Below are 12,296 nucleotides of genomic sequence, written 5' to 3'. Positions count from 1 at the left end.
GACGCCACAGAGGAGACCCCCCTCACGGCACCGGCAGCGGACCCCTCGGCAGCGGCAACTCCCTCACAGCATAAGAATCCGCGGCGAAAGCGCCCCGCACGGCAGCAGGTCCACCTCTGCCCCCGCGTCCCGCAGGTCTGTGAGCACCAGCTCGTCGTACATCAGAAGTCCCGACTGCTCCGGCCACGCGATCGCCCACAGCCACAGGCCGCGTGCCTCGCCCGCGAAGACCGCGCGGTCGTCCGGCGTGCCCGCCACGTGCCACATAGGGGTCGGCCTGCCCGCGGCGAGGAGCTTGGCCTGCGGCGGCTTCTCCACGTTCAGATACGGGCCGGGGTCCGGGCCGTCGATGCCCGCGTACCGCGCGCCGAGACCGACGCCGAGCTCCTCGGCGACCAGGACCAGCTCACCCATGCCGCCGAGCGGCGCGGGCCCCGAGCAGGCCACGGCGGTCGCACGGCCGCCGCTGCGGTCGTCGCCCGCGCAGGCCACGCCCGTGAACAGCCAGCCGACCGGCAGCGGCCACGGCATCCACACCGGCACCTGAGCGCGATGCACCACGACTTGGAGGGCCTCGACGCTGGGCGGGATCACAGGTTGCAGCGGATGCACCGTCCCGTGCACATCGCACTGCCAGGAGTCGGCAAAGAGACCGGGAGCCCTGACCCGGCCACCACACTTCGGGCAACTGGGTTCGCCCCTCATAGCGACCAACGGTCCTCCCCGGTCGTCGCCCCGTCAAGGACGATCACCCGTCCGGTGGCCCTGTCACCAGGGGAAACTAGATGTAGCTTGCACCTTTTAGCTTGACTAACTAATATGTGCATACGCCAACGATCTCGACGAAGTCGCTTCGGAAGTCACTACGGAAGTCACTACGGACGCCGCTAAGGAGCAGGCATGAACAGCAGCACAGGAGGGCCCGCGGAAGGGGATCCGTTCGATGAGGGAGCGACCGGAGCCACCAGTCTCCTGCGCCAGCCGAAGGCCGTCTGGGCCACCGCCGGCGCCTCCGTCGTCGCCTTCATGGGCATCGGGCTCGTCGACCCGATCCTCCCCTCCATCGCCAAGGGCCTGGACGCCTCCGCCAGCCAGGTCTCCCTGCTCTTCACCTCGTACTTCCTGATCACCGCCGTCGCGATGCTGGTGACCGGCTTCGTCTCCAGCCGGATCGGCGGCAAGAAGACCCTGCTGCTCGGCCTCGCGCTCGTCGTGGTCTTCGCCGGGCTCGCGGGCACCTCGGGTTCGGTCGGCGAGCTCGTCGGGTTCCGCGCGGGATGGGGGCTCGGCAACGCGCTCTTCGTGTCGACCGCCCTCGCGGTCATCGTCGGCGCGGCGGCCGGAGGCAGCGCCGCCGCGATCCTGCTCTACGAGTCGGCGCTCGGCCTCGGCATGGCGTGCGGGCCGCTGCTCGGCGCGGTACTCGGCAACGCGAGCTGGCGCTACCCGTTCTTCGGCACCGCGGCCCTGATGGCGGTCGGCTTCCTCTGCATCACCGCGTTCCTGAAGGAACAGCCGAAGCCCGCGCGGAAGACGTCCCTGCTCGCGCCGATCAAGGCCCTCGGCCACGGCGGGCTCGCCTCGGCCGCCGCCTCCGCCTTCTTCTACAACTACACGTTCTTCACGGTCCTGGCCTTCACACCGTTCGTCCTGAACATGACCCCGTACAAGTCGGGCGCCATCTTCTTCGCCTGGGGTCTGCTGCTCGCGGTCTTCTCGGTGCTCGTGGCCCCGCGGCTGCAGGCGAGGTTCGGCTCGCTGAAGGTGCTCGGCGGTTCGCTCGTGCTGCTCGCGGCGGACGTGCTGGTGCTCGGGTACGGGAACCACGCCACGGCCATCGTCTGCACGATCCTGTCCGGCGCCTTCATCGGCGTGAACAACACCGTCTACACCGAGCTCGCGCTCGGCGTATCGGACGCGCCGCGCCCGGTGGCCAGCGCCGGCTACAACTTCGTCCGGTGGTTCGCGGCGGCCGCCGCCCCGTTCTTCGCGCCGAAGATCGAGGAGTGGAGCGACATCCACATCCCCTTCGTGGTCGCGGCCGTCACGGCGGTGCTCGGCGCGGTCGTGGTCTGGGCCCGCAAGGACTCCCTCACCCACGAAGCCGAGGAGCTCGAACCGAAGCACGCCACGGAGGACAGCGTCACCGTCTTCGCCAACTGAGGCCCTGCGTAAGGGAACTCAATCCAGGGACACGGACTTGCGCAGCGGATCGCGCAGATCCGTTCCGCTGTTCAGCCAGCGCTCCTGGAGGGCCTGCGCGCCGTGCACCCGCTTCCACGCGCCCTCGTTCGGCGTCATGGGCAGCAGCGGCAGGAACCGTACGGACTCCATCGGCTCGTCGAGCTCCAGGTCCTCCACCAACCCGCCCGGCTCCGCGACAAGAACCGACGTGAACTGCGCGCCGGGCCACAGCGGTTCACCCACGTCGAGCGAGGCGCCGGGGGCCACGATCAGACCCTCGACCTGCGGCGACGCGGCCAGTACGGCGAGCGGGCGCAGCACCTTGTCCGTGTCGGCGACGCCGCCCCGCACCGAGAGGATCAGCTCCGCGCGCGGGCCCTTCACCGGGTCGGCCAGCGGAGCGGTGGGGTCGGCCATCGGCTGGGCGGACATGCCGAGGGTGGCGTATCTGACCACGTCCCCGTCCGTGAAACGCAGCACTTCGACGCGGTCGGTGCCGAGGAAGGTCACCGCGGCGCGGGCGTCCGGTTCACCGAGGCCAGTGCGGAGACGGGCTTCGACCAGAGCAAGAACATCAGCCATGACGCGAGCATAGAACTCGTCAGGGGTGGGTAAAGGCGGGGCTTGACTCTTCAGTCGGCTGATAGTGTTGGCCGCTGGTTCCGGGCAGCACGCAGAGCGCGCTTTCAAGCCCGGGCAGATGACTTCGCGCGCTACGCGCTTGGGACTTCCCCTACGGGGGACCGGCCGGAGGAGGTGGGGCTGCCATGGATCGAAGTCGACCGTGCAGTACCACCCGTTCTTCCGTCTGACACCTCACGCAGCCCTGTAGCTGCCACTGTGCGCCTGTACTCCCCGTGCTCGCGTGCGACGGAAGAGCACTTCGTTTCCACCTGATCTCTCTGAGTTCTCTGATCTGAGTCAGTAGCGAAGCTGCCACCGCGATGGTGCGGTGCTCCCCGCTTTGTGGACGTGCCAAACACCCTCAGCAGGACGTCCCCATTCCGGGTAGTTCCAACCGTCGCCGGCGGCCTCCGTCAAAGGAGCGTGCCCATGTCGATGATCCGTGACCTTCGCGCCGCCGTCCGCCCCTCGCTCCGCAAGGACGGCAGCGCCTACAGCTCGTACGACACCACGCGCGACCCCACCGCCGCCTCCGCCGTCGTCGACTGCGCCGTCTACCGCGACGGCCGCCGCGCGGCCTGCGACGACACGCTCACGCCGCACGAGGCGATGCTCCAGGTGCGTCGCGACGGCGGCTTCGCCTGGATCGGTCTGCACGAGCCGACCGAGGAGGAATTCGCCGGTATCGCCGCCGAGTTCGGGCTGCACCCCCTCGCCGTCGAGGACGCGGTGCACGCGCACCAGCGGCCCAAGCTGGAGCGCTACGACGACACGCTCTTCACCGTCTTCAAGACCATCCACTACGTCGAGCACGCCGAACTCACCGCCACCAGCGAGATCGTGGAGACCGGCGAGGTGATGTGCTTCACCGGGCGGGACTTCTTCATCACCGTGCGGCACGGCGGCCACGGCTCGCTGCGCGCCCTGCGGCGCCGGCTCCAGGAGGAGCCCGAGCTCCTCGCCAAGGGTCCGTCGGCCGTCCTGCACACGATCGCCGACCACGTCGTCGACGGCTATCTCGCGGTCGCCGACGCGATGCAGGACGACATCGACGAGGTGGAGACCGAGGTCTTCTCCGCCCCGAGCAAGGGCAAGGGCTCCGCGCGCGGTGTCGACGCCGGGCGCATCTACCAGCTCAAGCGGGAGGTCCTGGAGTTCAAGCGGGCCGTGTCGCCGCTGCTCCGGCCCATGCTGCTGCTGAGCGAGCGGCCGATGCGGCTCGTCGACCCGGACATCCAGAAGTACTTCCGTGACGTCGCCGACCACCTGGCCCGCGTCCAGGAGCAGGTCGTCGGCTTCGACGAACTGCTCAACTCGATCCTCCAGGCCAACCTCGCGCAGGCCGCGGTCGCGCAGAACGAGGACATGCGCAAGATCACCTCCTGGGCGGCGATCATCGCCGTGCCGACGGCGGTCTGCGGGGTCTACGGCATGAACTTCGACTACATGCCCGAGCTGCACTGGCGGTTCGGCTACCCGATGGTGCTCGGCCTCATCGGCGGCGTCTGCTACGCCATCCACCGCACCCTGAAGCGCAACGGCTGGCTCTAGAACCCCTGAGCACCCCACTCGGTAGGCTGCGCGCATGACAGAAACGCTGCTCGCCCAGGCCCTCGTCGAGGAGGCCACCAAGAAGTCGGGCCTCATCTGGGTACGCGGCGAAGGACCTGCCCGTGCCCTGTGGCACGTGTGGCACGAGGGTGCGGCGCACCTCGTCGGCGACGGCCCCGGCGAGCAGCCGCTGCCGGGTCTCGTCGACGGCGGCACCGCCGAAGTGACCGTACGCAGCAAGGACAAGGGCGGTCGTCTCCTCGCCTGGACGGCGCTCGTGACCGAGCTGGCGCCGCGCTCCGAGGCGTGGGAGGCGGCCGTCGCCGAGCTCAAGGGCAAGCGCCTGAACGCACCCGACGGCGAGCGGATGCCGCAGCGCTGGGCGGACGAGTGCCGGGTCGTCACGCTCACCCCGCGGGACACGATCACCGACCTGCCCGACGGCTCCCTCGCGGCCCCGCCCCTGCCGACCTCGGCGACCACCCGGCAGCCGGTGCCCGAGGCGCTGCCCCGGCTGCTGTTCAAGCGGAAGAAGAAGCCGCGCCCCTAAGCCTTCCTACGAGTCGGGCAGCTGCTCGCCGTAGTCCACCATCTCGTCCTTCTCCGGCTCGCTGAGGGGGAAGTCCCTGCCCCAGTCGCTGAGCCGGAGCGTGCCCGCGTCGCCCGCGCGCTCCAGGCGCAGCGGGTAGGGCTTGCCCTTGAGGGAGACGTCCAGGGTGCCGCCCGCGCCCTTGTCGCCGGTGATCTCGATGCTGGGGTTGCCCTCCGTGGTGCCGCGGGCGCCGGTGGCGAGTTTGCCGTGCAGGGTGAGCATGCCCTCCAGGAGGACGTCCTTGTCGGTGAAGCCGCTCAGCTGCTGGTAGGACGCGTCTTCCTCGGGGACCTTCACGTACTTGCCGTCGAGCTTGGCCGCCGCGTCGCCATCCGCCTTGCCGGGCTTCTGGCCGCCCTTGGCGTCCTCGTGGGTCCAGAAGGCGGAGTCGGCCATCAGGAAGAGCTGCTTGCCCACGCGCAGCAGCTGGAAGGTCTCACCCTTCGATGTGACCGAGCCGGTGCCGCCCTCGTCCTTCAGGCGCATGTCGAGCTTGTACGTGTGGCCCTTGCTGACCACCGTGCCCGAGAGCCGCACCGCGGGTGCCGCGTCGGCGGCCGCGCGGGACTTCTTCTGGATCTTCGCGGCGGAGAGTTTGCCGATGCCGTTCGTGCCCGCGTCAGGGTCCACCTCGCTGCTGCACCCGGTCAGACCTGTGACCCCCAGGACTAGACCCGCGCACATCACGCTCACGAGTGCCGTCTTGCGGGTACGGCGGACCGGGGGAATCGATGACACAGGGGGCGCTGCCTCTCGTGGGGACGACGGCTACGGCTACGGCAGTACGGCAGCGTACCCGTGCTGACCAGTTGGATCGTCGTCAGTCCTGCCGGAGGCTCCGCCGGGGCGTATCCGACCGGGACGGGCTAGCCTGAAGCCCGCATTGCTCGACAGAACGCCACAAAAAGGACCGCGAGCAGAGGAGGCGCGTGCAATGGCGGCAAGCGCCTCCCGGGTCTTCGTCTCCCATCTGGCCGGTACCGCCGTCTTCGACCCGAACGGCGACCAGGTGGGCCGGGTGCGCGACCTGGTGGCGATGCTCCGTGTGCAGCGCAGACCGCCCCGCCTCCTCGGCCTGGTCGTGGAGCTGTCCACGCGGCGCCGCATCTTCCTGCCGATGACCCGGGTGACGGGCATCGAGTCGGGCCAGGTCATCACGACCGGCGTACTGAACGTGCGGCGCTTCGAGCAGCGGCCCACCGAGCGGCTCGTGCTCGGCGAGATGCTCGACCGGCGGGTCAGGCTCGTCGAGTCGGACGAGGAGGTGACCGTCCTCGACGTGTCGGTGCAGCAGCTGCCGGCCCGCCGCGACTGGGAGATCGACCGGGTCTTCGTACGCAAGGGGAAGGGAGGCACCTTCCGGCGCAAGGGGGAGACGCTCACCGTCGAGTGGTCGGCCGTCGACGGCTTCTCCCTGGAGGAGCACGGCCAGGGCGCCGAGAGCCTGCTCGCCACCTTCGAACAGCTGCGCCCCGCCGACCTCGCCAACGTCCTGCACCACCTGACGCCGAAACGGCGGGCGGAGGTCGCCACCGCCCTCGACGACGACCGGCTCGCCGACGTCCTCGAAGAGCTCCCCGAGGACGACCAGATCGAGATCCTCGGCAAGCTCAAGGAGGAGCGCGCCGCCGACGTCCTGGAGGCGATGGACCCGGACGACGCCGCCGACCTGCTCGCCGAACTGCCCGAGGACGACAAGGAGCGGCTGCTGACGCTGATGCAGCCGGACGACGCGGCCGACGTGCGGCGCCTGATGGCGTACGAGGAGCGCACCGCCGGCGGTCTGATGACGACCGAGCCGATCGTGCTCAGGCCGGACGCCACGGTCGCGGACGCCCTCGCGCGGGTGCGCCAGCAGGACCTGTCCCCCGCGCTCGCCGCGCAGGTCTACGTGTGCCGCCCGCCGGACGAGACGCCGACGGGCAAGTACCTGGGCACCGTGCACTTCCAGCGGCTCCTGCGCGATCCGCCGTACACGCTGGTCAGCTCGATCCTCGACGACGATCTGCAGACGCTCCTGCCGCAGACCGTGCTGCCGCAGGTCGCCGGGTTCTTCGCCACGTACGACATGGTGGCGGCGCCCGTCGTCGACGAGGGCGGCTCGCTGCTCGGTGCGGTCACCGTCGACGACGTGCTCGACCACATGCTGCCGGACGACTGGCGCGAGACCGAGTTCCACCAGGAAGAGGAAGCGCGCCATGCCGCCGGCTGACCGGGAGCGGGACACCCGCGTCGAGCCGCGGACCGCCCCGCGCTTCCGGCTCGACCAGCCGCGGCCGCCGCGCCGCAAGTTCCTGCCGGAGTACGACCCCGAGGCCTTCGGGCGCCTTTCGGAACGGATCGCGCGGTTCCTGGGCACGGGGCGCTTCATCGTCTGGATGACGGTCACCATCATCGTCTGGGTGGGCTGGAACGTCTGGGCGCCCGAGATCCTGCGCTTCGACCCGTTCCCCTTCCTGTTCCTGACCCTCGCGCTCTCCCTCCAGGCGTCCTACGCGGCTCCCCTGATCCTGCTCGCTCAGAACCGGCAGGACGACCGGGACCGGGTCAACCTCGAACAGGACCGCAAACAGAACGAGCGCTCCATCGCGGACACCGAGTATCTGAGCCGCGAGATCGCCTCGCTGCGCATGGGCCTGGGCGAGGTGGCCACCCGCGACTGGATCCGTTCCGAACTCCAGGACCTGGTCAGGGAGCTGGAGGAGCAGCGCAGGGGGAACCGCGTCGTATTCCCGGCGGAGGAGAGCGGCGGGCGTGATGTAGGCGACCGTTGACGGCTCTTTCCGGGGGACGGTTACCGCGCCGTACTATCGGACGTATGGCTACGGAAGACGCGGTGCGTGAAGCACTGGCGACGGTGAACGACCCCGAGATCCACCGACCCATCACCGAGTTGGGGATGGTCAAATCGGTAGATATCTCCCCTGATGGGGTGGTAGCGGTCACCGTGTACCTCACGGTCTCCGGGTGCCCGATGCGCGAGACCATCACGAAGAACGTGACCGCCGCGGTCGCCGCCGTCGAGGGCGTCACGCACGTCGACGTCACCCTCGACGTGATGAGCGACGAGCAGCGCAAGGAGCTGGCGAGCGCGCTGCGCGGCGGCACCGCCGAGCGCGAGGTCCCCTTCGCCAAGCCCGGCTCCCTGACCCGTGTCTACGCCGTCGCGTCCGGCAAGGGCGGCGTCGGCAAGTCCTCGGTGACGGTGAACCTCGCGGCCGCGATGGCGGCGGACGGCCTGAAGGTCGGCGTCGTGGACGCCGACATCTACGGCCACTCCGTGCCCCGGATGCTGGGTGCGGACGGAAAGCCCACCCAGGTCGAGGACATGATCATGCCGCCGTCCGCGCACGGCGTGAAGGTCATCTCGATCGGCATGTTCACGCCGGGCAACGCCCCGGTCGTGTGGCGCGGCCCGATGCTCCACCGCGCCCTCCAGCAGTTCCTCGCCGACGTCTTCTGGGGCGACCTGGACGTCCTCCTGCTCGACCTGCCCCCGGGCACCGGCGACATCGCGATCTCCGTCGCCCAGCTGGTCCCGAACGCGGAGATCCTGGTCGTGACGACGCCCCAGCAGGCGGCGGCCGAGGTCGCCGAGCGCGCCGGCTCCATCGCGGTGCAGACCCACCAGAAGATCGTCGGCGTCGTCGAGAACATGGCGGGCCTTCCCTGCCCGCACTGCGGCGAGATGGTCGACGTCTTCGGCACGGGCGGCGGCCAGCGCGTCGCCGAGGGCCTCACGAAGACCACGGGCACGAACGTCCCGGTCCTCGGCTCCATCCCGATCGACGTCCGCCTGCGCGAGGGCGGCGACGAGGGCAAGCCGGTCGTCCTGACGGACCCGGACTCCCCCGCGGGCTCCGCACTGCGCACGATCGCGGGCAAGCTGGGCGGCCGCCAGCGCGGCCTCGCGGGCATGACCCTCGGAATCACCCCGCGCAACAAGTTCTGAGGCCTTTCAAGGCTCCTTCCGTACGCCGATGGGGGCGCCGCTCGTCATGAGCGGCGCCCCCATCGGCGTATGTGCGCGGCGGCCCGGCTAGTCGGCCGCGTACTCGTGGATGTCCTTGACCACCGAGAAGCCCAGGCCGTACGCGCTCATGCCGCGCCCGTAGGCGCCCAGGTGGACGCCCTCCTTGGTGGACCCGGCGAGCACCCAGCCGAACTCGGACTCGCGGTAGTGGAACGAGGTCGGCACCCCGTCCACCGGGAGCGAGAGCGTCGACCAGTCCTCGCCCTGGAGATCGTCCGCGAGGACCCAGGCCGTCTCGGTCTGCTGGTCGAGCCAGTCGTCGCGCAGGCTGTGGTCCATCTGGCTGGGCCAGGTGAAGGACAGCAGCCCCACTCCGGCGAGCCAGGCCGCGGACGACACCGACGTCGCTTCCAGCAGGCCCGTGCCGTCCGGGCTGCGACGCACCGGGTTGGCCGCGACGGTCACCACGACCGCGAAGCGCTCCTTGTCGCTGTTCCCGAAGGGTCCGTCACTCCGTACCGACGGCTCATCGCCGTGCCCGATGGAGCCGTGCTCCACCGCGCCGTCCGCGGCGGTGCCGACCTGCATCAGCCAGCGCTGTCCCGTGAAGGCCTCGTCGAGGCCGTACCAGGGGAAGGGCGCCAGCAGATAGCTGTCGACCGTACGCCGGGCGGAGGGCATCGCTTGTGCGGTGCCGTCCGCGGCCGGCGCCTGTGCGCCTACGCGACTTGTCGTCTCCATGTACCCGGCCGCCTCCTCGTTCTCATCGGTCCGCAGGGCCCGCCCCCCTCGGGCGTCCTCAGCCGGACAACAAGGCAGGATAGCCACACCCGTTCCGGAACCTGGGACACCGGTAGGCCGACGGGTGTCTCACGGGGCGTGCCGGGGGACGTGCTCAGGGGCGTACCGCGGGTGACGCGCAGGAGGTCAGGTGGCGTCCGCGTCGAACGGCGGAGGGGCGGCGGGCGCGGCCTTCTCGGGCTTCTTGTCCATGTCGACGCCGGCGTCCTTCTTGGCCATGTCGATACGGCTGCCGCTCGCGCCGGACGCGCTGTCCGTGCCGGTCGCGCCGTCGGAGGATTCACTCTCCCGCCCGTTCACGGCGTCCGTGACCTCGGCCATCTCCTTCTTCAGGTCGAAGCCGTTCCGGATTTCCTTCAGACCGAGCTCGTCGTTGTCGAGCTGCTTGCGGATGAAGGTCTTCGGATTCAGGTCCTCGAACTCGAAGTCCTTGAATTCCGGGCCGAGTTCACTGCGTATATCCGCCTTGGCGCTGTCCGAGAATTCACGGATCTTACGGATGGTCCGCGAGGCGTCCTGAATGAGCTTGGGCAGCTTGTCCGGGCCGAAAACGAGCACGGCGAGGATGATCAGCGCCACTACCTCGAGCGGGCCAATGTCTGAGAACACCTTGAGCTCCTTGCCATCCGGACCGGGTCCACGGTACCCGGCGTTCCTGTCCGTCCGGTAGCCGCTGGGCGACAGACGTGGATCAGCTGCCGTCCGAGGCGCCGAGTACCAGCGTCACTTTCCGGTCCTTTCCCGCTCGCTGGACGGTCAATTCGAGACTGTCCTTGGGCCGGTGGGCACGGATCTTGACGATCAACTCGTCGCCGGAGTGGATGCGCTGGCCGTCCACTTCGGTGATGACGTCGCCCGGCTCGATTCCGGCGCGGTCGCCGGGGCCGCCCGCGTTCACGGCGGGGCCGCCGTCCTTGCCCTTCTCGCCGACGCGGGCGCCGTCGCCCGTGTACTCCATGTCGAGCGTGACACCGATCACAGGGTGCGTGGCCTTGCCGGTGTTGATCAGCTCTTCGGCGACGCGCTTGCCCTGGTTGATGGGGATGGCGAAGCCGAGCCCTATGGAACCGGCCTGGCCGCCACCGGGCGCCGAGCTGTCGTCGGCGGAGCGGATGGCGCTGTTGATGCCGATGACGCGGGCGTCGGAGTCGACCAGCGGGCCGCCGGAGTTGCCGGGGTTGATGGGTGCGTCGGTCTGGAGCGCGTCGACGTAGCTGACATCGCTGCCGTCGCCCTTCTCCCCGCCGGCCGTGATGGGGCGCTCCTTGGCGCTGATGATGCCGGAGGTGACGGTGTTGGCGAGGTCGAAGGGGGCGCCGATGGCGACGACGGGGTCACCCACCTGGACGTTCTCGGAGTTGCCGAGGGGCAGCGGCTTCAGTCCGCGTACGCCGGAGACCTTGACCACGGCGAGGTCGTACCCGGCGTCGCGGCCGATGACCTCCGCCTTGGCGGTCTCGCCGCCGCTGAACGTCACCGATATCTCGCCGCCCGTCCCCGCGGGCTCGACCACGTGGTTGTTGGTGAGGATGTGGCCCTTGCCGTCCAGTACGAAGCCGGTGCCGGTGCCCTGCGCCTCGTCGCCGCTGACGTGCAGGGTCACGACGCCGGGCAGCGAGCTCGCCGCGATCCCGGCGACGCTGTCCTTGGCCCGCACCTTGTCCTGGGAGTCCGCCTGCGGCAGCTCGATGTCCGAGACACCGGCGTTCCGCTCCAGATAGGCGCCGATGGCTCCGCCGATGCCACCGGCCACGAGCGTGATGACGGCGATCCCGACCAGGATGACCCGCCGGGCCCTCTTCTTCTGCTTGGCCTCATCGACAGGAACGGCACCACTCTGCTGAAGGGGCGCGTTCCAGGGGTCGTAAGGCTGCCGGGGAGGGGCGACGGCTGCGGGTTGGGGGTGGTGGGGGTGCGGCTGGGGCTGGGCCTGGGGCTGGGGGGCCGTGTGGGGCTGGGGGGTGCCGTGGGGCGGGGTTCCGTGGGGCGGGGTTCCGCTGTGGTTCGCCGCCGGGAGCTGGGTGCCGTGGGCCGGGGTTGTCGCCGGGTGCTGTACGGGCGGGGCGGGGGCCCAGGGGCCGGGCTCACCATAGGGCGGGGTGCTGTACGGATCGGGGTCGTGCAGGGGTCGGGGGCGGTCGGCGGCGCCCAGGTCGGGGACGCCAGGCTCGGTGGCCGCAACGGAAGTCACGCCGCCCGAAGCCGAGGCGCCCGGCACAGGAGCCGCGGCAGCCGAGGCTGCGGCGTCGGAGCCGGGCGTCGCTCCGGGCGGGGTGGGCTCGGGGGCCGCGCCGAGCGGAGTCGGCTCAGGTCCCGCCCCCGGCGGAGCCGCCGCGGCCAGGGTGAAGTCGCCGGACGTGTCCTCCGCTCGGCCGGTGGTGCCTGTCGACACGTCCCCGGTGGTGCCTATCGCCTCGTCGGGGCCGCCCCGCTCCGGCCCCGCTCCGTCAGGCGCGGACGCCGACCTGGGGCGGCTCCACCACTTCGCCTTCGTGGGCTTGCCCTCGTCCATGCTCTCCCCACACCTGGCCTACGGCGGACGCCGATCACGTGCTCAACTCCGCGCCCGCC

12 protein-coding genes are annotated in these 12,296 nt (G+C 70.3%); 6 read left to right on the top strand and 6 right to left on the bottom strand.

The annotated features are described in order from the left end of the window. Positions 1–63 precede the first annotated feature (63 nt). A complete protein-coding gene (locus E5671_RS30410; RefSeq protein WP_160507082.1) occupies positions 64–705 on the bottom strand; it encodes a DUF6758 family protein in 642 nt (213 codons plus the stop codon). Positions 706–900: 195 nt separating this feature from the next. Between E5671_RS30410 and E5671_RS30405 the strand changes: the two genes are divergently transcribed. Next, a complete protein-coding gene (locus tag E5671_RS30405; RefSeq protein WP_160507081.1) occupies positions 901–2,163 on the top strand; it encodes an MFS transporter in 1,263 nt (420 codons plus the stop codon). An 18-nt stretch (positions 2,164–2,181) separates the two neighbouring features. On the opposite strand, the gene E5671_RS30400 is transcribed toward E5671_RS30405, so the two are convergent. Beyond that, a complete protein-coding gene (locus tag E5671_RS30400; protein ID WP_160507080.1) occupies positions 2,182–2,766 on the bottom strand; it encodes a suppressor of fused domain protein in 585 nt (194 codons plus the stop codon). Between the two features lie 471 nt (positions 2,767–3,237). Between E5671_RS30400 and E5671_RS30395 the strand changes: the two genes are divergently transcribed. Both E5671_RS30395 and E5671_RS30390 read left to right on the top strand, forming a co-directional pair. Beyond that, positions 3,238–4,359, top strand: a complete 1,122-nt coding sequence (locus E5671_RS30395; RefSeq protein ID WP_160507079.1) for a magnesium and cobalt transport protein CorA — start codon at positions 3,238–3,240, stop codon at positions 4,357–4,359. Between the two features lie 34 nt (positions 4,360–4,393). Further along, positions 4,394–4,909, top strand: a complete 516-nt coding sequence (locus E5671_RS30390; protein WP_160507078.1) for a hypothetical protein — start codon at positions 4,394–4,396, stop codon at positions 4,907–4,909. Between the two features lie 6 nt (positions 4,910–4,915). Here E5671_RS30390 and E5671_RS30385 read toward each other — a convergent pair whose 3' ends face one another. Next, on the bottom strand, positions 4,916–5,635 hold the full coding sequence (locus E5671_RS30385) for a hypothetical protein (protein ID WP_160510506.1): 720 nt from the start codon (positions 5,633–5,635) through the stop codon (positions 4,916–4,918). A 250-nt stretch (positions 5,636–5,885) separates the two neighbouring features. Between E5671_RS30385 and E5671_RS30380 the strand changes: the two genes are divergently transcribed. From E5671_RS30380 to E5671_RS30370, 3 genes are read left to right on the top strand one after another with little or no spacing between them, the layout of a single operon-like run. Further along, positions 5,886–7,163 carry a magnesium transporter MgtE N-terminal domain-containing protein gene (locus E5671_RS30380; RefSeq protein WP_160507077.1) on the top strand — a complete coding sequence of 426 codons (1,278 nt, stop codon included), beginning with the start codon at positions 5,886–5,888 and terminating at the stop codon, positions 7,161–7,163. Continuing rightward, positions 7,150–7,725 carry a DUF1003 domain-containing protein gene (locus tag E5671_RS30375; protein ID WP_160507076.1) on the top strand — a complete coding sequence of 192 codons (576 nt, stop codon included), beginning with the start codon at positions 7,150–7,152 and terminating at the stop codon, positions 7,723–7,725. Before E5671_RS30380 ends, E5671_RS30375 begins: the two co-directional genes overlap by 14 nt. A gap of 44 nt (positions 7,726–7,769) precedes the next feature. Continuing rightward, positions 7,770–8,903, top strand: coding sequence for an Mrp/NBP35 family ATP-binding protein (locus E5671_RS30370; RefSeq protein WP_160507075.1), 1,134 nt, complete (start codon positions 7,770–7,772; stop codon positions 8,901–8,903). 87 nt (positions 8,904–8,990) lie between these two features. Here E5671_RS30370 and E5671_RS30365 read toward each other — a convergent pair whose 3' ends face one another. From E5671_RS30365 to E5671_RS30355, 3 genes are all read right to left on the bottom strand, one after another. Then, on the bottom strand, positions 8,991–9,665 hold the full coding sequence (locus E5671_RS30365; protein ID WP_160507074.1) for a hypothetical protein: 675 nt from the start codon (positions 9,663–9,665) through the stop codon (positions 8,991–8,993). Between the two features lie 186 nt (positions 9,666–9,851). Then, the gene (locus E5671_RS30360; RefSeq protein ID WP_160507073.1) at positions 9,852–10,334 is read right to left on the bottom strand and encodes a sec-independent translocase; all 483 of its coding nucleotides are present in this window, start codon (positions 10,332–10,334) and stop codon (positions 9,852–9,854) included. 82 nt (positions 10,335–10,416) lie between these two features. Beyond that, positions 10,417–12,237, bottom strand: coding sequence for a trypsin-like peptidase domain-containing protein (locus tag E5671_RS30355; protein ID WP_160507072.1), 1,821 nt, complete (start codon positions 12,235–12,237; stop codon positions 10,417–10,419). Positions 12,238–12,296 lie beyond the last annotated feature (59 nt).

Source organism: Streptomyces sp. BA2 (assembly GCF_009769735.1).
Taxonomy (GTDB): domain Bacteria; phylum Actinomycetota; class Actinomycetes; order Streptomycetales; family Streptomycetaceae; genus Streptomyces.
This window is presented reverse-complemented; position numbering and strand designations above follow the sequence as displayed.